This window comes from Pseudomonas sp. NFX5, from assembly GCF_049132125.1.
In the GTDB taxonomy this organism is placed as follows: Bacteria; Pseudomonadota; Gammaproteobacteria; order Pseudomonadales; family Pseudomonadaceae; genus Aquipseudomonas; species Aquipseudomonas marginalis.
The window spans coordinates 1-20847 of sequence record NZ_JAFMZG010000029.1 but is presented as its reverse complement, the minus strand read 5'-3'; the positions used below and the strand labels follow the sequence as shown (position 1 = coordinate 20847).

The following is a 20847-nucleotide window of genomic DNA, read 5'->3' as shown; positions in this document are numbered from 1 at the left end:
GTCGGTAAAAACTATGCAACCGGTCAAGCTCTGTAGAGGTTATCGACGCCAGCCAAAAAAGCTGTAGTCCGCCGGCGCGTTTTCTAGACCAACTGCCGCTCGCGCCGCATCCACATCTCGAACGCCATGGCATTGAGCGGCCGGCTGATCAGGTAGCCCTGGGCCGTATCGCAGTTCCACTGCTTGAGCAGCTTGAGGCTGGGCTCGAATTCCACGCCTTCGGCCACCACCTTGAGCCCCAGGTTGTGGCTCATTTCGATGGTCGAACGCACGATCACGCCGTCGCCGCTGGTGCTGTCGAGGTTGCGCACGAAGGATTGGTCGATCTTCAACTCCTGCACCGGCAGGCGCTGCAGTTGCGCCAGGGAGGAATAGCCGGTGCCGAAGTCATCCACCGACAGGCTGATGCCGCAGCCGCGCAGTTGCTCCAGCACGCTCAAGGCTTGCTGCGGGTTGTGCATGATCGCGCTTTCGGTGATTTCGAAAATCAGCTGCCGGGCCGCCACGCCGTACTGCATCAGCAAGGTGCTGACGCGGATCGCCAGGTCGTCATCGGCCAGGTCATCCACCGAGATGTTCACCGACAACTGAATGTGCATGCCGCGCTGCGACCACTCGCCGATCTGGCGGATGGCTTCTTCGATCACCCACAGGGTCAGGCCGCCCATGCTGCCGGTGCGCTCGGCCAGGGGGATGAACTCGGCGGGCGACACCAGCCCCAGGGTGGGATGCTGCCAGCGCAGCAGGGCTTCGGCCTGGCACACCTCGCCATGCTTGAGGTCGAGCTTGGGCTGGTAGCACAGGTACAACTCGCCTTCGACGACGGCCCGGCGCAGGTCGCGGATCAGGGTGATCTGGCGCTGGTGGGCGAGGTCGCGGTCCTGCTGGTAGATCTGCAGATAGCCCGGCAGCGTCGCCGCATCGTGGCGTGCGATGGCGGCGCGACTGATCAACTCTTCCACCTGCTGGCCATCGGCGGGGTAGGCGGCGATGCCGATGCTGACCTCGTGGCGCACTTCATCATTGCCGATGCGCTGGGGCTCGGTAAGCAGCGCGTAGAGGCGGTCGGCACGGGCCACGGCGCGGTCGATCTCGGTGTTTTCCAGCAACAGCAAGAACTCGCTGCCGGTGATGCGCGCCGCCGTGTCGCTGGCCAGCAGGCTCATGGACAGGCAGCGGCTGGCTTCGCGCAGCATTTCATCCACGCCCTCGGGACCGAAGCCCTCGTTGATCACCCGGTAGTTCTCGATGCCCAGGTACAGCAGCACTACCGGCCGCCGGGCACTGATCGCACTGCCCAGGCGTTCCATGGCCAGGGCTCGGTTAGGCAGGCCAGTGAGCGGATCATGCAGGGCGTTATGGGCCAGTTGCCGTTCGCGCACGGCGATGCCGCTTTGCATGGCGTTGAAGGCGCGGGCCAGCAAACCGAACTCATCGTGGCTGCGCACCCGCACCGGCGTGCGGTAATCACCGGCGCCGATGCGCCCCGCCGCCTCCACGAGGGCGTTGAGCGGGCGCGACACCCGCCGCGCCAGGAACAACGCGCCGGCCAACGACACCAGCAGCACCGCCAGGGCAATCCCGAGAAACTGCCGGTCCAGCGGCGCAAAGGATTCCAGCGCATGGTCCAGCGGGCTTTGCAGCAATACGCGCACGTCATCGCCGTCGCCGGTATTGGCCAATGGAAGCACGCGGCTGAGCACGCGCTGACCGTGGAACCCATGGATCTGTGCCTCAGGGTTGAGCGGAGCGTCGTGCAGCAGGCTGAGGGCGGTGGCCCGGTACGCGTCGGGCTGGGTGCTGAACAGCGGACCGGGCGTGCCGTCCTGCACACTGAGAAACGACACTTCCAGGTTGCTCATGGAGCGCAGTTCATAGGCGAACAGTTGGTCCATGGCAAAGCCCATCACGATGCGCGCGATGGGCAACGGGTCGCGCACTTCATCCTGAACCAGCAGGTAAGGCCGCCCATCCAGGGCCACGATCACCATGTGCAGGCCACTGCGCCGCGCATGGCGCAAGGCGGCGTCATAGGGGAACGGCTGGCCGCGGGTGAGGATAGGGAGTGTGCTGACCATGACCTTGCCATCCAGGCCCAGCACAAACACTTCGCTGGAACGGATGCCGGTGCCGTGGCGACGCAGTGCCGCCAGGATCGGCGCAGGCTTGCCCTCGGCCACGGCCAGCTTGAACGGACCATCGCCGGCGAGCCAGTCGAGCCCGTATTGCAGGCGCCGCCCGCGCAGGTCCAGCAGACGCTCGAATACCTGGGTTCCGGTTTTCAGTTGGACTTGTGCCTGGTTCTCCACGGCACGGCGGGTGGCGCTCTTGACGGCGAAATAGGTCGCGGCGACCACCACCAGCAGCAACAGCGCCAACACCCCGGCAATGCGGGTTTGAAAGGTATGGCGCCATGTCATGGCAGTGCCCTCCGGCAGCGTTCGCCGCTCGCTGCCGCTGCGTCCCTTAGTCATGTGCATTCCTTGCGCTCTGACCCGCCGTCAAAAAAACATCCATTCAGACCGGAAATTTTGTTTTAGCAGATTAGCTGGGACAGAGCAGAAGCGCACCGAATAAAACCGGGGATTTCACTGTCATTTTATTGGCGACAACCGCTTGACCATGCCTCCCTGTCAGCTGCGGGCGCGCATGAAGTCCCCCCAACGCCGCACCAGATAGTTGTGCTCATCCATGACCGAGTTCCACACCGCAATATGCCCCATGCGCTGCTCATAGGAGCCGCCATCGCGCACCTCGCCGATATCGATCAACGGCAACCCATCACTGCCGAGCAGCTCCTCCCGTGCAGGCTTGCCGGCGTACCAGTAATCCCACTCGGCACTGCTCAGGTGATCACGGCTGCGCGCCGGGTTGCCGATGTAGTAACCCTGGCGCGCCATCACCGCGCCCGGCCAGCCGGACAACCACCAATTGAGGTACGCGTAGGCCGCGTCCAGCACCGGCCCCTGGGCATGGCGCGACAATGACAAGCCGCCGAACCAGGCGCGATAGCCTTCGCGGGGGACCGCCAGGCGGTATTTCACCCCGGCGCGGTGCAGGCGCATCAGGGTTGGCGACCACAGGCTCTGAATATCGATGCTCGGGCTGAGCATCAGTTGCGCGGCCTCTTCATCGTCGGACCAGAACGCGGCGAAATGCCCTTCCTTCTGCTTGCGCACCAGAATATCGGCGAGCACGTCGATCTCTTCGATGCTCATATTGCCGATGTCGTTGAAGCGCGCCAGCCCCGCGCCCTGCACCGCCAGCGCAGCATCCAGCGCGCCGATGGCAGCATCGCTCTGCAGCGCCGTGCGGGCGCTCCAGGCCGGGTCCAGCAGCCAGCCCCAGCTTTCGTTACCGTGGCAAAAACCCTCGGGCAGGCGCTCGGGGCGGTAGGCGAAGCTGTCGGCATTGTGGGTCAGGGGCAGCATGCTGATGCGCTCGGTGACGGTGCTGCCGAGGCTGCCGTCGTGCTGCACGAACAGGCGCTCGCTGGGCACGCTGCCGCTGCCCAGGCGGTCGTTGGGCGACAGCCGACCACGCTTGGGCAGGTCGTTGATCTCGTGCCACAGCGCGATGCGCCGCGTGTCGATGGGCTGGATCGCCCGGGCCGGCCACACGAAGTCGACGTTGTGAAACCATTGGTCGTACAGGTCATAGCTGTCGGGCTGCATCACTGCGATGCGCTGGGCCTGCTCCACATCGTGCACCTGGTACACCAGGCGAATCCCCAGTTCCTGTTCGGCGCGCACCCGCAGGCATTCGAGCAAAGTGACCGAGGTGCCGAGCACCCGTAAGGTGATCATCCGGCGAACCGCCGTGAGAACACCTCAAAGGAGCGCCGCAGCAACGTTGGGTCGAGACCGCGCAGGATAAACACCAGGCGCGATTGCCGCTCGGTGCCTGGCCACGCAGGCAGATGGACCGGGGCATGCAGGCAATGCTGCACGCCATGAATGACGATGGGGGCGTTACTGGCGTTCACGTTGAGCAGTCCTTTGACGCGAAGGATTCGTTCGCCGTGGCATCTTAACAGCATCGACAACCACACCCCGAAGCCGACCCAGTCCAGCGGCCGGTCGAAGGTCATACTGCACACCTGGGCCGTACCGTGGGTGGCGCTGGTGGTCTGGTGCAATTGCCAGCGGCTGACTTCCAGGGCGGGTTCGGCACTGCGCAGGCCTTCGCCGAGCAACAGTTGGTCGCCACTGTGGATGGCGTGGGTATCGAGGACCGGCGTACCGGCGTTGAGCGCTTGCAGGTGCGCACGCAGCGGTTCGCAGTCATCCACAAGATCAGTCTTGCTCAGCAGCAAACGGTCTGCCGCCGCGACCTGGGCCAGCCATTCCGGGTGCAGGCGTTCCTGCAACGCGGCGTGGCTGGCGTCGACCAGCGTCACCACCAGGCCGATATGAAAACGCCCGCGCAGTTGCACGTCGTTGTTCAAGGTGGCGAGGATCGGGGCCGGGTCGGCCAGGCCGGTGGTCTCGAGGATCACCCGTTTGAACGCAGGAATTTCGCCACGCTCGCGGCGTTGCAACAGGCCGAGCAACGCGTCCTTGAGCTCGCCACGGATGGAGCAGCAAATGCAGCCGCTGGGCAGCAGCACAGTGTCCGGCGCGACTTCTTCCACCAGCAGATGGTCGATGCCGATATCGCCGAACTCGTTGATCAGCAACGCGGTATCGCCCAGGCTTTCGCCTTGCAGCAGGCGCTGGAGCAAGGTGGTCTTGCCGCTGCCGAGGAAGCCGGTGATCACATTTAGAGCAATGCTCATATTTACCTCCACGCCCAGTAGGAGCGAGCTTGCTCGCGAAAAATCCGAGAGCGCCACGTACATCCAGACAACACGCGTTATCGTTGACGTTTTTCGCGAGCAAGCTCGCTCCTACAGTGGGGTGTTTTCCAGGTGGTCAAGTAGACGCGGGTCAAGGGGATCCAGCGGCCGGCCGAGCATGGTTTCAGCTGCCTGCCACAGTTGATCCAAGCCGCTCGCCAGTGCCTGTTTACCGGTGGCGCCCACCAGCAGATAAGACGCACCCTGGAAGTCTTCGACCTTGAGCCGGAACACCGCCAGCACCTGGTTGATCGCGGCGATACGGCGCAGGCGTTCGCGGCGCCGGGGCAGTTCATCACCCAAGGGGTCGCTCCAGTGCAGGTCTTCGCCGAGCAATCCGCAGAGTCCGCACATGGCTACACCCCGCTCATGGCATGACATCGCCGGAGTTCGGGCCCAGCGTCTGGCCGACGAACAGGTTGCCGCCCGGTTCACTGGCCAGCAGCACGGCGGTGGGCGCCACCTCGTCCGCCAGGCCGAAGCGTCCCAAGGGCAATTCAGCGGCCTTGGCGCGCTTCCAATCGTCGCTGATACCGCCCACTAACGGCGTCTCGATCGGCCCGGGGGCGATGGCGTTGACCAGCACATTGTCCTTGGCCACTTCCAGGGCCAGGGACTTGGTAAAACCGATGACCCCGGCCTTGGCGGCCGCGTAGTGGGTGAGTTCGGCGCCGCCCTTGATGCCCAGTTGCGACGCCACGTTGATGATCCGCCCCCAACGCTGCGCCAACATATGCGGCAAGGCGCGCTGGCTGGCGACGAACACACTGGTGAGGTCGACGCGCAGCATGTCGTTCCACATCTCGATGGACAGGTCGACGCAACGCGCCTGGGTGAGCATCCCGGCATTGTTGACCAGGATATCGATGCCGCCGAAATGTTCGACGCAACGGTCGACACTGGCCTGGGCGCCTTCGACCGTGCCCACATCGGCCACGCACTCGACCACTTCGGCGCCCAGGTGGCGGCAGGCGGTCGCGGTTTCGGCGAGGCTGGCGGCGTGGCGGTCGGCCAATAGCAGACGCGCGCCTTCAACGGCATAGGCGCGGGCAATGGCGGCACCGATGCCGCTGCCGGCGCCGGTGATCACGGCCCGGCGGTTGGTCAGTTGGTTCATGCAAAAACTCCTGAAAAATTTTACTTCCAATGTGGGAGGGGGCTTGCCCCCTCCCACATTTGGATTGAGTACATCAGTCAGTCAGGCCAGCGCACGGTGAGGCCGCCGTCGATGACGATGCTCTGCCCGGTCAAATAACTCGACGCTTCACTGGTCAAGAACTGCACCAGCGACGCCACTTCATCCGCGCGCCCTACCCGCCCCAACGGAATCGCTCGCGCCGCTTTTGCCAGACCTTCCGGCCCCAGCGAGTTCTTCGCATCCAGCGACTGCGGCGTCTCGATCAACCCCGGGATTACTGCATTGCAGCGAATGCCCAGGGGCGCCAGTTCCACCGCCAGCGAACGGCACAACCCCGGCACACCGGCCTTGGCCGCCGCGTAATGGCTGTGGTCCTGCCAGCCATACACGCCGCCGGCAATCGAGGAGATCGCCACCAGCGCGCCGCCTTCGTTCATATGCCGCGTCGCCGCGCGGAAGGTGCGCATCACCCCGGTCAGGTCGACATTGAGCATCTCGTTCCATAACTCGTCGGTCATTTCCAGCAGCGGCGCACGGCGCAGCAAACCGGCGTTGGCCACCGCGTAATCCAGCCGGCCGAAATGCTGCACCGCCTGCTCGGCGAGGGCGTCCACCGAGTCGGTATCGCCCACGTCCAGCGGCAACATCAGGCACTCGCCCCCCGCCTCTTCCACCCACGACACGGTGGTGCCCGGGTCGTGGGGATCGGCCGGGTAATACCCGCCCACCACCGCCACGCCGCTGCGGGCATAGGCCACGGCGAGGGCTTGGCCGATGCCACTGGCGGCACCGGTAATCAGGGCAACTTTACGGCTCATCACATTCTCCTTACTGAACGGTTTCCGGACGCACATGGCGTGCGGCAAACATCAGGGCGCCGGACAAGAAGCATGGCAGCGCGCCGAACCACAGCGCGGCGGTCTGCCAGTCACTGCCGGCGGACAACACCTGGGTCGCACCAAAGCCCGCGACCACGGCACCAATCGGGCCCATGGCATGGATGATCGCGCCGCCGGTGGCGCGGATGCTGGTGGGAAAGCTTTCACTGATAAAGAACAGTGCCGCCGAGTACGGCCCGATCAGGAAGAACAGGCCCAGGCTGTACAGCCCGACCACCATCGGCATATTGCTTGGGCCAAACAGCATGCCGGCAAACGCCAGGCCGCCGAGCATCCAGCCCAGGCCGATCACATTGCGGCGGCCGATCTTGTCGCCCATCCAGCCGTGGCTGAGGTAGCCGCAATAACCCACCAGGTTGGACAGCACGAGGATGATCAGCGAGTTCTCGAACGAGATGTGGTGCACGCTGACGATCACCGAGGTGCCGAGCACACTGAACACCTGGATCGCTGCCCAGTTGAGCAGCAGCGCAGCGCCGATCACCAGGGTGGCGCGACGGGCCGGGCCACGGAAGGCCGCCTTGAGGCCGGCCTTGCTGTGTTCGTCGTAGTCCACGCCGTAGGTCACGGCAACGTTTTGTGCTTCTTTCACCGCGCCGCTTTTACGCAGTTGGCTGATGCGCTGGTGGATCTGGAACTGCGGGCTCTCCTTGAGCTTGCGCGCCATGATCGCGATGACGATGGCCGGGATCGCGGCGAAGATAAAGCAACCCTGCCAGCCGATGATCGGCAGCAACAGCGCGGTCAAGCCGGCGGCGATCAACGCACCGACCGGCCAGCCGCCCTGCACCAGGCTGTAGATGAAGCCGCGGCGCTTGGTCAGGCGCGGGTCTTCCGAGGCGCCATACAGCTCGGTCAAATAGGTGGCGTTGACGGTTTCTTCGGCATACCCCAGGCCGCCCAGCGAACGGATCAGGATCAGCGGCGACTTGCCCCACGCGCCGCCAATGGCGGTCAGCGCCGAGCACAGGGCGGAACCGGCCACGGTGAAAATAATCCCTTTGCGCCGCCCCAGCTTGTCGACGATCGGCCCGATGGCCAAGGCTACCACGGCGGTACCCACCGCCACCCAGGTCGCGATTTCAGCCTGTTCCACTTCACCCCAGCCGAAGTGTCGGCCGATCTCCGGCAGCAAGGTGCCGAACAGGATGAAGTCGTACACCGCAAACACCCAGGCGAAAAACGCGATCCAGGTGGCGAAGCGCACTTCCTGGGACGTCAGTTGCCGGGGTTTCCAGCCAGTCAGGTCAAGCTTGTTGTAGATGGACATAATCGCGCCTCGGGAGGTGGGGGCTGCTTGGGTTGGGATCAGGTACGCGGTTGGCGGCGGATAAAGTCGTCGGCGATTTCGTCGAAGGTGACAAAACGCACGCCGGCATGGCTCTGGATGTGTTCGATCAAGCGCTCGAGCATCAGCAGCACTTGCGGGCGGCCGGACACGTCGGGGTGGATGGTCATGGTGAACACCGCGTGTTCGTGCTCGCGGTAGACCCAGTCGAACTGGTCGCGCCACATCTCCTCGAGGTGGCGCGGGTTGACGAAGCCGTGGCTGTTGGGGGCTTTCTTGATGAACATCATCGGCGGCAGGTCGTCGAGGTACCAGTTGGCCGGGATCTCCACCAGATCGGTTTCTTCGCCGCGCACCAGGGGTTTCATCCAGGTGTCGGGGTGCTGGCTGTAGTCGATCTTGGTCCAGCTGTCGCCCTTGCGTACGTAGTAGGGGTGGAAGTCGTTGTGCATCAGGCTGTGGTCGTACTTGATGCCTTTTTTCAGCAACAGCTCGTTGGTGACCTTGCTGAATTCCCACCACGGCGCGACGTAGCCGGTGGGGCGTTTGCCGGTGACTTGGGTGATCAACTCGATGGATTTATCGAGAACGATTTCTTCCTGCTCGGCGGTCATCGCAATCGGGTTTTCGTGGCTGTAGCCATGCACGCCGATTTCGTGGCCGGCGTCGGCCACGGCCTTCATCTGCTCGGGGAAGGTTTCCATCGAGTGGCCGGGGATAAACCAGGTGGTGCGCAGGCCGTAGCGTTCGAACAGTTTGAGCAGGCGCGGCGCGCCGACTTCACCGGCGAACAGGCCGCGGGAGATGTCGTCGGGCGAGTCTTCGCCGCCGTAGGAACCGAGCCAGCCGGCGACGGCGTCGACGTCGACGCCAAATGCACAGAGGATGTCTTTAGCCATGGTGTTTCTCCTTAAAGGTTGAGGACGGATTCGACGGACAAGGCCGCGCGCAACAGCCGCGCATCTTCTCCGCTCGGGGCGCTGAGCAGCAGCCCGGTGGGCAGGCCCTGGGCATCGCGGCCGCTGGGTAAGCTGATGCCCGGCATGTCGAGAAAACTGCCGGGCATGGTCAGGCGCAGGGTGGCGAGGTTGGTTTTCACGAACAGTTCGTCGTCGGCTTCAAGCGGTGCCAATGCCGGGGCGACATGGGCGACGGTGGGGGTGATCAGGATCGCGCCGTCGAGGTCATCGAGCAGTTGCTGTTGCAGGCGGCGACGTGCGTCGGTCAGGTGGATCAACTGGCTGGCCGGCAATGTGCGCGCGGCTTCAAGGCGGCGGCGCACGCGGGGGTCGAGGTGCTCGGCGTCAGCACTGTCGAGCAGGGCCTGGTGCAGGGCGAAGGCTTCGAACGCGCCGAGCCAGCCTTGGTGCTTGATCAGCTCCAGGGTGGCCTGGAACGGGGTGCTGTCACGCTCTTCAATCAGCGCACCTTCGGCCTTCAGTCGCTCAACGGCACGCAGCAGGTTGTTGCGCACCGCAGGCTCCACGTCGGCCAGCACCCCCTGTTCCAACACAAAACGCTGCCCTTTCAGGCGGCGGGCACTGTGCTGCCGGGCACGGCCATGGAGCAGGTCGTCGATGGCCAAGGCATCGCGCACGCTGCGGGTCAACGGGCCAAGGCTGTCGAGGGAACGGGCCAGGGGAAACACACCGTCGCGGCTGTAGCGTCGGCTGCTGCTGCGGTACCCCACCAGGCCGTTGAGCGCTGCCGGAATGCGGATGGAGCCTGCGGTGTCGGTGCCCATGGCGATCGGCACGATACCGGCCGCGACCGCCACCGCCGAACCGGACGACGAGCCGCCGGGAATACGCGCCTGGTCGGTGCCATGGGGATTGTGCGGCGTGCCGAAATGCGGGTTCAGGCCCAAACCGGAATAGGCGAGTTCGCTGAGGTTGGTCTTGCCGACACTGACCATCCCGGCACGGCACAACAGGCCCACGCTGGGGGCGTCCAGCAACGCGGCGGGCGCAGTGCGGCGGTAGGCGGCACCGGCGGTGGTGATGCTGCCGGCCACATCGAACAGGTCTTTCCAGGCCAGGGGCACGCCATCGAACACGCTCAAGGGCTGGCCGGCACGCCACCGGGCGGCGGACGCTTCGGCTTCACGGCGGGCGCGTTCGGCGGTCAGGGCAATAAATACGCTGGTCGAGCGGCTCGCTTGATCGAGTGCCTGCTCAAGGACTTGCACCGGGTCGCTGCGACCGTTGGCGAAATCCTCGGCCAGTGAAGTGGCGTCTGACATCAGGGGAAACCTCATAAAACGTACATATTAATAAAATGTACATTTTACAAAGGCAGCTTTCGTGCCAGTCTCTGCGTAGCGCTCTTGGCGCGATTACGCATTCTTACCCATAGCTACGGGATAGATGGTGTTGATCGATGGAAAAAAAACGTGCGCCACGCTTGCGAAGCGCCTTCAATGAAATAATGTACCTTTTATTAATAAGTACATTTTGGTGCAGAAAAGTAACATTCCTACGTTCAAGGCCCCAAAAAAGTGCCACCGACGTGGCGCAGAGTGACAGGCGCAACTTATGAGAGAATCCCCGGCCATCGTCCTACATGCCTTTGAGAAATCGATGAAAGCAGTGTCCGCTTCGGCCTCCCGTTACGCGATGATTCACCAGGTGTTGCGCGACGCGATCGTCAATGGCACCGCCCGCCATGGCCTGGTATTGCTGGAAGCGCCCCTGGCCGAGCTGTTCGGCACCAGCCGCGTGCCGGTGCGCAAGGCGCTGGACCTGCTGCACACTGAGGGCTTGATCTGCCGCTTCAACGGCCGGGGTTACCTGATCAACCCCGACGGCCTGGCCATGGAGCCGCTGCGCCTGCCCTTGAGCCATGCGCACCTGGGCCTCAATGGCGAGGCCGAACTGGTGGACACCCGGCCGCTGGGCGAGCGCATCGTCGAGGAAATCGGCGCGGCGCTGTCCACCTGTATCGCCTTTGGCCATTACCGCCTGGATGAGCAGGCCGCCGCCGACCACTACGGCGTCAGCCGCGCGGTGGTGCGTGAAGCGCTGATGCGCCTGCGCGACCGTGGCCTGGTGGAAAAAGAGCCCTATTCCCAATGGCTGGCGGGGCCCCTGACCGCGCGGGAGGTCACCGAAGATTACGAACTGCGCGCCTGCCTGGAACCCGAAGCCCTGCGCCAGAGTGCCCCGAACCTCGACCGCGACATGCTGGAAGCCATGCTGCAGCGTGTGCTGGATGCCCAGGACAGCCCCCAGTGCAGCCTGGAAGCCATCGAGCAGATCGAAGAGGACCTGCACCAGCGCTGCCTGGCCGGCCTGCAGAACCGCAAGATTGCCGCGCTGATTCGCCAGGGCCAGAGCCCGATGATCATCAGCCGGATTTTTTACCGATTGCTGGGGATCGGCGCCGATCCGGCGATGCTTGCCGAACATCGCTTGATTCTGGAGCTGCTGCTGCATGGCGCATTCGATGCCGCGGCGTTGAACCTGCGCGAGCATCTGCAACGGGCCCGGCAGCGGATGTTGCAGCGCTTGAAAGTCCTGTCGGTGCTGCCAGAGCAGCCACTCCCCGCCTACCTTCACAAAATCAGCTGATCCAATGCGGCAGGGTCGCCGCAGTAATTTCCTGCAATATGTTGCTATCTCACCCCCACCATTGAAACCACTGCTGCCCCGCCCCATCTAAGCTGCATACTTCCTTATGCAGGTGCCCCATGAGCGACCAGCAAGAATTCCCTGATTACGACCTCAACGATTACGCCGACCCCGAAAACGCTGAAACCCCTTCGTCCAATACCGGCCTGGCCCTGCCTGGGCAAAACCTGCCGGACAAGGTCTACATCATCCCGATCCACAATCGGCCGTTCTTCCCGGCGCAAGTGCTGCCGGTGATCGTCAACGAAGAGCCGTGGGCCGAGACCCTGGAGCTGGTGAGCAAATCCGACCATCACTCCCTGGCCTTGTTCTTCATGGACACGCCGCCCGAAGACCCGCGCCATTTCGACACCTCGAGCCTGCCGCTGTACGGCACCCTGGTGAAGGTACACCACGCCAGCCGCGAGAACGGCAAGCTGCAATTCGTCGCCCAGGGCCTGACCCGCGTGCGCATCAAGACCTGGCTCAAGCACCACCGCCCACCGTACCTGGTCGAAGTGGAATACCCGCACCAGCCGAGCGAGCCGACCGACGAGGTCAAGGCCTACGGCATGGCGCTGATCAATGCGATCAAGGAACTGCTGCCGCTCAACCCGCTGTACAGCGAAGAGCTGAAGAACTACCTCAACCGCTTCAGCCCCAACGACCCGTCGCCCCTCACCGACTTCGCCGCCGCGCTGACCTCGGCCACCGGGAACGAGCTGCAGGAAGTGCTGGACTGCGTGCCGATGCTCAAGCGCATGGAAAAAGTCCTGCCGATGCTGCGCAAGGAGGTGGAAGTCGCGCGCCTGCAAAAAGAACTCTCCGCCGAGGTGAACCGCAAGATCGGCGAGCACCAGCGCGAGTTCTTCCTCAAGGAACAGCTCAAGGTCATCCAGCAGGAACTGGGCTTGACCAAGGACGACCGCAGCGCCGACGTCGAGCAGTTCGAGCAACGCCTGGAAGGCAAGGTGCTGCCGGCCCAGGCGAAAAAACGTATCGATGAAGAACTGAACAAACTGTCGATCCTCGAAACCGGCTCGCCGGAATACGCCGTCACGCGCAATTACCTGGACTGGGCCACCTCGGTGCCCTGGGGCGTGTATGGCGAGGACAAACTCGACCTCAAACACGCACGCAAGGTGCTGGACAAGCACCATGCCGGCCTGGATGACATCAAGAGCCGCATCCTCGAGTTCCTCGCGGTGGGCGCCTATAAAGGCGAGGTCGCCGGCTCCATCGTGCTGCTGGTGGGCCCGCCGGGCGTGGGCAAGACCAGCGTGGGCAAGTCCATCGCCGAGTCCCTCGGGCGGCCGTTCTATCGCTTCAGCGTCGGCGGCATGCGCGACGAGGCCGAGATCAAGGGCCATCGCCGCACCTACATCGGCGCCCTGCCGGGCAAGCTGGTGCAGGCGCTCAAGGATGTGGAAGTGATGAACCCGGTGATCATGCTCGACGAGATCGACAAGATGGGCCAGAGCTTCCAGGGCGACCCGGCTTCGGCACTCCTGGAAACCCTCGACCCGGAGCAGAACGTCGAATTCCTCGACCACTACCTGGACCTGCGCCTGGACCTGTCCAAGGTGCTGTTCGTGTGCACCGCCAACACCCTGGACTCGATCCCCGGCCCGCTGCTGGACCGTATGGAAGTGATTCGCCTGTCGGGCTATATCACCGAAGAAAAAGTCGCCATCGCCAAACGCCACCTGTGGCCAAAACAGCTGGAAAAAGCCGGCGTGTCGAAAAACAGCCTGAGCATCAGTGACGGCGCCCTGCGCGCACTGATCGACGGGTACGCCCGTGAAGCCGGGGTGCGCCAGCTTGAGAAACAGCTGGGCAAACTGGTGCGCAAGGCGGTGGTCAAGCTGCTGGATGAGCCGAACTCGGTGATCAAGATCGGCAACAAGGACCTGGAAAGCTCCCTCGGCATGCCGGTGTTCCGCAACGAGCAGGTACTGTCGGGTACCGGCGTGATCACCGGCCTGGCCTGGACCAGCATGGGTGGCGCGACCCTGCCGATCGAGGCGACCCGTATCCACACCCTCAATCGCGGCTTCAAGCTCACCGGGCAGTTGGGTGAGGTGATGAAAGAGTCCGCCGAAATCGCCTACAGCTACATCAGCTCCAACCTGAAGTCGTTTGGCGGCGACCCGAAGTTCTTCGACGAAGCCTTCGTGCACTTGCACGTACCGGAAGGCGCCACGCCGAAGGACGGCCCGAGCGCCGGGGTGACCATGGCCAGCGCGCTGCTGTCCCTGGCGCGCAACCAAGCGCCGAAAAAAGGCGTGGCCATGACCGGTGAACTGACGTTGACCGGGCATGTGCTGCCGATTGGCGGCGTGCGCGAGAAGGTGATTGCGGCGCGGCGCCAGAAGATCCACGAGCTGATTCTGCCGGAGCCGAACCGTGGCAGTTTTGAAGAGTTGCCGGAGTACCTGAAGGAAGGCATGACGGTGCACTTTGCCAAGCGCTTTGCGGATGTGGCGAAGGTGTTGTTCTGATAGAACGCTAGCGCCTGAACTCGCCTCATGGGGGCAAGCCCCCTCCCACACTTGAATGTGTTCACACATCAACATGTGGGAGGGGCTTGCCCCCATGAGGCGTGAGTGGCCGCAACCTGTATCCTGCTTGTAACACCCTGTCTTATCTTCGGTTATGCTCGGTCTTCGTCGCCAAACAACGGAGCCCTCATGACCGCTGCCCGCCTGCTTCTCCCCCTGAGCCTTTGCCTGCTCGCCGCCTGTGCCAGTGCGCCGAAGCAAAACGTCACCGTGGACAACCAGAGCGCCTGCCCGCTGCAACTCAAGACCGGGCAAAACCTGATCCTCACCCTGCCGAGTAACCCCACCACCGGCTACCGCTGGGCCATCCAGGATTCCGCCGGCGGCGTATTGCGGGCCCTGGGCCCCGAGGTGTACAGCAGCTCGGAATCCGGTGTGATCGGCGGCGGCGGCCAGTCCACCTGGCGCTTCCAGGCATTCGCGGCCGGCCAGGGGCGGTTGCGCCTGACCTCCCAGCAACCCTGGGAACCGGAAGCCGAACCCGCCGAGACCTTCGACTGCGCCATTACGGTGAACTGATATGCCATGGCTGATTCTTGCGTTGATGGGCGCCGGCACCTTTATCTACGGCCTGAGCACCCATGCCACGTTGCTGTGCCTGCTGGTCAAGCCGCTGCCGGTGCTGGCGCTGCTGGGCTGGCTGCATGATGCGCCGCCGACCGAGTATCGACGCTGGATCAGCCTCGGGCTGATTTTCTCCCTGGTCGGCGATGTATTGCTGGCCTGGCCGGGCGACCTGTTTATCTTCGGCCTTGGCGCCTTCCTGTTTGCCCACCTGGCCTACCTCAAAGCCTATTGCAGCGACTGCCGCCGCCTGGCGCTGCTGCCGTTGGCGTTGGCGCTGGGCGTGGGCGCGGCCCTGCTGAGCATCCTGATCTCCCATGGCCTCGGTGAACTGCTGATACCGGTGGTGGTTTACGCACTGGTGATCAGCGCCATGCTCTGGCGTGCGCTGGCACGCGTGGGCAGCGATGTGCCGAAACGCTCGGCGCTGCTGGCGGCGGCGGGCGCGGTGTCGTTTGTGTTTTCCGACACGCTGATCGGTATCAATCGGTTTGTGCTGTCGTTCGACGCCGCGCCGTATTTGTTGATCGTCACCTACTGGCTCGGACAGTGGGGCATCACCGCCTCGGCTTTCCATCAGACAACCCGCGCACACGAGGGCCAACTTGGCTAAAATGCCGGCCTTTCCCCCTCGTCGCCGGAACAACCGTGAGCAAAGAACCCGATCGCCTATTCGCCCAGCCCCTGCCCCAGGTGCCGGACTTCGCCTTTAACGAGGACGTGGTGCGGGTGTTCCCGGACATGATCAAGCGTTCGGTGCCCGGTTACCCGACGATTGTCGAAAACCTCGGCGTGCTTGCGGCGCAGTTTGCCCAACCGCACAGCGTGCTCTACGACCTGGGCTCGTCCCTGGGCGCGGTGACCCAGGCCTTGCGCCGTCATGTGCGCACCGACGGTTGCCGCGTGATCGCGGTGGATAACTCGGCGGCCATGGTCGAGCGCTGCCGCGAATACCTCAATGGCCAGGACTCGATGTTCCAGGAGCTGCTGCCGGTGGAGGTGATCGAGGGCGACATCCTCGCGCTGCAGTTCCAGCCGGCCTCGGTGGTGGCGTTGAACTTCACCCTGCAATTCATCGCCCCGGATGAGCGCCTGGCGTTGCTCGGGCGTATCCGCCAGTCGTTATTGCCCGGCGGTGCATTGATCCTTTCGGAAAAGCTGCGCTTCAATGACCTGGAAGAGCATGCGCTGCTCACCGACCTGCATATCGCGTTCAAACGCGCCAACGGCTACAGCGAACTGGAAATCGCCCAGAAGCGCAGCGCCATCGAAAACGTCATGAAGCCCGACAGCCTCGAAGAACACCGCGAACGCCTGCTGGCGGCCGGGTTCTCGAAAGTCGTGCCGTGGTTCCAGTGTCTTAACTTTGCCTCGTTGATTGCCTTGCCATGATTGATCTGTCCCCCCTCGCCCGCCATCTGGTCGGCACCCCGCTGGCCGTATGGGCCCAAGGCCTGCAAGCGCAGCTCGATAACAAGATGGAAAAGGGTCATGGCGACCTGGAGCGTTGGCAGAGTGCCTTGCACGCGCTGCCTAAGATCCAGCCCAGCGAAGTCGACTTGCTCAATGGCCTGGTGCTGGACACCGATTGCGACGACGCCACCCGCGCGCAGATGCACACCGCGCTGATGGGCTTGAGCCCGTGGCGCAAGGGCCCGTTCCACCTGTTCGGCGTGCATGTGGACACCGAATGGCGCTCGGACTGGAAGTGGTCGCGTGTGGCCCCGCACCTGGACCTGAAGGGCAAGCGTATTCTCGATGTCGGTTGCGGCAACGGTTACTACATGTGGCGCATGCTCGGCGCCGGGGCCGACAGCGTGATTGGCGTCGACCCGAACTGGCTGTTCTTCTGCCAGTTCCAGGCCGTACAGCGTTACCTGTCCGAACCCAAGGCCTGGCACCTGCCGTTCCCGTTTGAAGACCTGCCGGCGAACCTGGAAGGCTTCGACACGGTGTTTTCCATGGGGGTGTTCTATCACCGCCGCTCGCCGATCGAGCATCTGCTGGCGCTGAAGGACACCCTGGTCAAGGGCGGCGAACTGGTCCTGGAAACCCTGGTGGTGGAAGGCGACCAGCAACAGGTGCTGGTGCCGGAAGACCGTTATGCGCAGATGCGCAACGTGTGGTTCCTGCCGTCGGTGCCGGCACTGATGCTGTGGCTGCGGCGTGCCGGGTTCAGTGATGTGAGGTGCGTGGATGTGAGCGTGACCACGGTGGAGGAACAGCGCGGAACGGAGTGGATGAAGTATCAATCCCTCAGCGACTTCCTCGATCCGCAGGATCACAGCAAGACGATTGAAGGGCTGCCGGCGCCGATGCGGGCGGTCATCATCGCTAAAAAGTAAGCCCCCAAGCTCCCTGAAAAAATGAAGCGTTCTTTAGAGCGGGGGCTTGGCTCGGCGGGCCTTGAAGAATTCGCTCAACACCGTGCCGCACTCCTCGGCCAGCACACCGCCTTCAAACAACACCCGATGGTTCAGAAAGCCCTGGGTAAAGAACTGCCCCTGGCTTTGCACAATCCCCGCCTTCGGCTCCAACGCGCCATACACCACCCGCGCGATGCGTGAATGCACGATCAGCCCGGCGCACATGCTGCACGGTTCCAGGGTCACGTACAGCGTACTGCCCGGCAGGCGGTAGTTGCTGACAGCCTGCGCGGCGGCGCGGATGGCGACCATTTCGGCGTGGGCACTGGGGTCATTGCCACTGATCGGGCAGTTGAAGCCGCGACCGATGATTTCACCGTCCTGCACCAGCACCGCGCCCACCGGCACTTCGCCCAGCGCCGCGCCTTGGGCGGCAAGGGCCAGGGCTTCGCGCATGAAATCCTGGTCGCGGCTGCGGTCGATGATCGCCGTGGGGCGAAACTGGCGCATCACGCCACCTCGATGGCGGCCATCAGGCCGGTTTCCATATGGTCGATCACGTGGCAGTGGAACATCCACACCCCGGGGTTATCCGCCACCAATGCCACGCGGGCGCGTTCGTTCTTGCCCAGCAGGTAAGTGTCGGTGAAATACGGGATCACCTTGTGGCGGTTCGAGGCGATCACCTTGAAGCTCATGCCGTGCAGGTGGATCGGGTGCTGGTACTGGGTCATGTTCTTCAATTCGAAAATGTAGCTCTTGCCTTTTTCCAGCTTGGCAATCGGGCGGTCGGCGCAGGTCTTGTCGGTGATGTCCCAGGCCTGGCCGTTGATCTGCCAGAGGCTCGGCGGCTTGCCATTATCGACATTCACCGACACTGAACCGACCCACTCGAAATTGAAGTTGAGTTTCTCCGCATTGGCCAGGTCCGGCTCGGCAATCGGGTTGGCGGGCAATGCCGGCGGCCATTCGGTCGGTGCGTCGGTGTTGGCGACTGAGCGGAAAGTGCCCAGGCGCACCGGGCCGTTACGGATCGACAGTTCTTCACCCGCCGGCGGCGCCTTGATCGCGAGGCAGATGCGCATGCCCGGACCCAGCCAGTATTCCTTGCCCAGCGGGCGTGGTTCGACGGGGTTGCCGTCCAGGGCGTAGATCTGCGCTTCGACGTCGGGGATGTTGATGCGATAGGTCAGGGTGTTGTCGAGGTTGAGCAGGCGCACACGGGTGATCTGCCCGGCAGGCAGGTCGATCACCGCCTGGGAGACGCCATTGATGGTCGACAACCGCCCGGCCGTGCCCCCTCGCGCGGCCTCACGGGGAATGCTGAAGGCGACAAAGGCGCCCTCTTCGTCCACATGCCAGCTCTTCAGGCTCAGGGTGCGCTCGTGCTTGAACCCGGTGGGTTCGCGTTCTTCGATGATCAGCGGGCCGACCAGGCCGCGGCCGAGTTCTTCGCTGCTGTTCACATGGGGGTGATACCAGTAGCTGCCGGCGTCGGGCACGCGGAATGTGTAGTCGAAGTATTCGCCGGGCAGCACCGGCAATTGCGAGACGTAGGGCACGCCGTCCATTTCCAGCGGCAGGCGAATGCCGTGCCAGTGGATCGTGGTGGCGACCGGCAGGTGGTTGATAAAGCGCACCCGCAGCCACTCACCCTGGCGCACGCGCAACTCGGTGCCCGGTGCCGAAGGGCCGAAGGCCCAGGCCTGGGTCTTGTGCCCCGGCACCAGTTCTACGTCGAGCGGCGCGGCGATCAGTTCGTAATCATGCCCCGCTTCGGCTTCGGCGACTTTCCCCAGCCAGTAGCGGTAGGCGCCACCGGCGCCGACGCCCACTACGGCCAGGCCTGCAAGACCACCCAGGATTTGTCGACGGGAAAAGGATCGGGACACAACAACCTCACGTATCTGCCGCAGGCGCAGGGCCTGCAAAGGGCGGATACGATACACCTGCATTGGCTAAACAGTAAGGCTTCGCATTGCCGCGGATCTGCGATCAGCGCTTGGCGGCCGCCAGGATCAGGGCTTTCATCTCGGCCACCGCGCCTTTGAAACCGACGAACAGCGCGTGGGCCACCAGCGCGTGGCCGATGTTCAGCTCGTTGATGCCCTTGATCGCGGCCACGGCTTCGACGTTGTGGTAGTGCAGGCCGTGGCCGGCATTGACGATCAGGCCTTCATTAAGGCCGCAGTTCACACCGTCAATGATGCGCTGCAGTTCATCCGCCACTTCGGTCGGTGTGGTGGCGTCGGCGTACCGGCCGGTGTGCAGTTCGATGGCCGGCGCGCCGACACGGCGGGACGCTTCGATCTGGCGCTCGTCGGCGTCGATGAACAGCGAGACTTCGCTGCCGATCTTCGACAGGCGCTCCACGGCGGCCTTGATCCGCGCTTCCTGGCCGGCCACGTCGAGGCCGCCTTCGGTGGTCAGTTCCTGGCGGGTTTCCGGGACCAGGCAGATGTGCGCCGGACGGATGCGCTCGGCGAAGGCCATCATTTCTTCGGTGACGCCCATCTCGAAGTTCATGCGGGTTTGCAGCACGTCCTTGAGCAGCAGCACATCGCGCTCCTGGATGTGGCGGCGGTCTTCGCGCAGGTGCACGGTGATGCCGTCGGCGCCCGCTTCTTCGGCGTCCAGCGCGGCCTTGACCGGGTCAGGGTAACGGGTGCCCCGGGCCTGGCGCAGGGTAGCGACGTGGTCGATGTTGACGCCAAGAAGAATGCGATTGCTGGTGGTCACGGAAGCGCTCCTGAAAAGGGGAAAGAAACGCTGCACAGCATACACGGGGATGTCAGGGCTTTCGAAACAACTCGCGACTGACCAGCGGCCGTCCACCCAAGTGCACGGCCAGCGCCTGGCGCATCAAGCGCTTGGCAGCGGACAAGGCGCCCGGTGCAGTCCAGTCGGCTTCACTCATGGCCAGCAGCTCGGTGCCCTGGAACAGCCCCGGTTGCAGCAGGTACACACGCTCCAGACCCGCATCCACCTGCAGGCGATACATGCCGTCGGCGGCGATGGGGTCGCCGTGCAGGTCGTTGTGCAGTTCGAAGCCGTAGCCCAGGTCGTCAAGCAGGCGCCATTCGAAGGCGCGCAACAGCGGCTCCAGGGGGCGGCCCTCGGCCAGGGCCAGCAAGGTGGCGGCGTAGTGATCGAAGACCGCCGGGTGCGGGTCTTCGGCGGGCAACAGGCGGATCAGCAGTTCATTGAGGTAGAGGCCGCTGAACAGTGCATCGCCATTGAGCCAGGCGGACGTGCCGACGCTTTCCAGGCGGCCGACGTTTTTCAGCTCGCCCTTGCCGCGAAACTCCACGTCCAACGCCACGAAAGGTCGCGCCAATGTCCCCGCCTTGCCCCGCGCGCTACGCAATACCGCGCGCAGACGGCCTTGGGGCGTGAGGAAATCCACCAGCGCGCTGGTCTCGCGGTAGGCGCGGCTGTGCAGCACGTAGGCGAGTTGGCTGGTGGGTGGGGATTGGGACATGGGTTCTCTATCTTGAAAACAACACAAACCTAATGTGGGAGGGGGCTTGCCCCCGATGGCGGTGGCTCAGTCACTTATTTATTAACTGATCCACCGCTATCGGGG

General features: G+C 63.8%; 19 protein-coding genes. 6 read left to right on the top strand and 13 right to left on the bottom strand.

Going from position 1 to position 20847, the window contains the following annotated elements:
* Nucleotides 1-83: 83 nt before the first annotated feature.
* From J1N02_RS19090 to J1N02_RS19050, 9 genes are all read right to left on the bottom strand, one after another.
* A complete protein-coding gene (locus J1N02_RS19090; protein WP_421147593.1) occupies nt 84-2420 on the bottom strand; it encodes a putative bifunctional diguanylate cyclase/phosphodiesterase in 2337 nt (778 codons plus the stop codon).
* A 213-nt stretch (nt 2421-2633) separates the two neighbouring features.
* Nucleotides 2634-3806, bottom strand: coding sequence for an ABC transporter substrate-binding protein (locus tag J1N02_RS19085; protein WP_421147582.1), 1173 nt, complete (start codon nt 3804-3806; stop codon nt 2634-2636).
* Nucleotides 3803-4777: a CobW family GTP-binding protein gene (locus J1N02_RS19080; protein WP_421147581.1), complete on the bottom strand. Its 975-nt coding sequence runs from the start codon at nt 4775-4777 to the stop codon at nt 3803-3805. The genes J1N02_RS19085 and J1N02_RS19080 overlap by 4 nt, the downstream gene beginning before the upstream one ends.
* Before the next feature lie 111 nt (nt 4778-4888).
* Complete coding sequence (locus J1N02_RS19075) at nt 4889-5191, bottom strand: hypothetical protein (RefSeq protein WP_065948895.1); 303 nt, start codon at nt 5189-5191, stop codon at nt 4889-4891.
* A gap of 13 nt (nt 5192-5204) precedes the next feature.
* Complete coding sequence (locus J1N02_RS19070; RefSeq protein ID WP_027604647.1) at nt 5205-5954, bottom strand: SDR family NAD(P)-dependent oxidoreductase; 750 nt, start codon at nt 5952-5954, stop codon at nt 5205-5207.
* A 77-nt stretch (nt 5955-6031) separates the two neighbouring features.
* Nucleotides 6032-6793, bottom strand: a complete 762-nt coding sequence (locus tag J1N02_RS19065; RefSeq protein ID WP_027604648.1) for an SDR family NAD(P)-dependent oxidoreductase — start codon at nt 6791-6793, stop codon at nt 6032-6034.
* Nucleotides 6794-6803: 10 nt separating this feature from the next.
* Nucleotides 6804-8144 (bottom strand): MFS transporter, encoded by a 1341-nt coding sequence (locus tag J1N02_RS19060; protein WP_027604649.1) that lies wholly within the window; start codon nt 8142-8144, stop codon nt 6804-6806.
* 38 nt (nt 8145-8182) lie between these two features.
* Nucleotides 8183-9061, bottom strand: a complete 879-nt coding sequence (locus J1N02_RS19055) for a polysaccharide deacetylase family protein (RefSeq protein WP_010212857.1) — start codon at nt 9059-9061, stop codon at nt 8183-8185.
* A gap of 11 nt (nt 9062-9072) precedes the next feature.
* Nucleotides 9073-10404 carry an amidase gene (locus J1N02_RS19050; RefSeq protein WP_368962147.1) on the bottom strand — a complete coding sequence of 444 codons (1332 nt, stop codon included), beginning with the start codon at nt 10402-10404 and terminating at the stop codon, nt 9073-9075.
* Between the two features lie 337 nt (nt 10405-10741).
* Here J1N02_RS19050 and J1N02_RS19045 point away from each other — a divergent pair, with 337 nt between their 5' ends.
* The 6 genes from J1N02_RS19045 to cmoB all read left to right on the top strand — a co-directional run bounded on the left by J1N02_RS19045 (nt 10742) and on the right by cmoB (nt 17240).
* On the top strand, nt 10742-11731 hold the full coding sequence (locus J1N02_RS19045; RefSeq protein WP_098480327.1) for a GntR family transcriptional regulator: 990 nt from the start codon (nt 10742-10744) through the stop codon (nt 11729-11731).
* A gap of 119 nt (nt 11732-11850) precedes the next feature.
* Nucleotides 11851-14271 carry an endopeptidase La gene (gene lon / locus J1N02_RS19040; RefSeq protein ID WP_027604652.1) on the top strand — a complete coding sequence of 807 codons (2421 nt, stop codon included), beginning with the start codon at nt 11851-11853 and terminating at the stop codon, nt 14269-14271.
* A gap of 189 nt (nt 14272-14460) precedes the next feature.
* Nucleotides 14461-14850 (top strand): protease inhibitor I42 family protein, encoded by a 390-nt coding sequence (locus J1N02_RS19035; RefSeq protein ID WP_092356250.1) that lies wholly within the window; start codon nt 14461-14463, stop codon nt 14848-14850.
* 1 nt (nt 14851) lies between these two features.
* On the top strand, nt 14852-15508 hold the full coding sequence (locus J1N02_RS19030; protein ID WP_098480328.1) for a lysoplasmalogenase: 657 nt from the start codon (nt 14852-14854) through the stop codon (nt 15506-15508).
* A 35-nt stretch (nt 15509-15543) separates the two neighbouring features.
* Complete coding sequence (cmoA, locus tag J1N02_RS19025) at nt 15544-16287, top strand: carboxy-S-adenosyl-L-methionine synthase CmoA (RefSeq protein WP_027604655.1); 744 nt, start codon at nt 15544-15546, stop codon at nt 16285-16287.
* The gene (gene cmoB, locus J1N02_RS19020) at nt 16284-17240 is read left to right on the top strand and encodes a tRNA 5-methoxyuridine(34)/uridine 5-oxyacetic acid(34) synthase CmoB (RefSeq protein ID WP_421147580.1); all 957 of its coding nucleotides are present in this window, start codon (nt 16284-16286) and stop codon (nt 17238-17240) included. Before cmoA ends, cmoB begins: the two co-directional genes overlap by 4 nt.
* 33 nt (nt 17241-17273) lie before the next feature.
* On the opposite strand, the gene tadA is transcribed toward cmoB, so the two are convergent.
* The 4 genes from tadA to recO all read right to left on the bottom strand — a co-directional run bounded on the left by tadA (nt 17274) and on the right by recO (nt 20742).
* On the bottom strand, nt 17274-17771 hold the full coding sequence (gene tadA, locus J1N02_RS19015) for a tRNA adenosine(34) deaminase TadA (RefSeq protein WP_053133694.1): 498 nt from the start codon (nt 17769-17771) through the stop codon (nt 17274-17276).
* Nucleotides 17771-19153 (bottom strand): multicopper oxidase family protein, encoded by a 1383-nt coding sequence (locus J1N02_RS19010; RefSeq protein WP_027604658.1) that lies wholly within the window; start codon nt 19151-19153, stop codon nt 17771-17773. Before J1N02_RS19010 ends, tadA begins: the two co-directional genes overlap by 1 nt.
* Nucleotides 19154-19256: 103 nt before the next feature.
* Nucleotides 19257-20000 carry a pyridoxine 5'-phosphate synthase gene (gene pdxJ / locus J1N02_RS19005; RefSeq protein WP_027604659.1) on the bottom strand — a complete coding sequence of 248 codons (744 nt, stop codon included), beginning with the start codon at nt 19998-20000 and terminating at the stop codon, nt 19257-19259.
* A 52-nt stretch (nt 20001-20052) separates the two neighbouring features.
* The gene (gene recO / locus J1N02_RS19000; RefSeq protein ID WP_092356244.1) at nt 20053-20742 is read right to left on the bottom strand and encodes a DNA repair protein RecO; all 690 of its coding nucleotides are present in this window, start codon (nt 20740-20742) and stop codon (nt 20053-20055) included.
* Nucleotides 20743-20847: the final 105 nt, after the last annotated feature.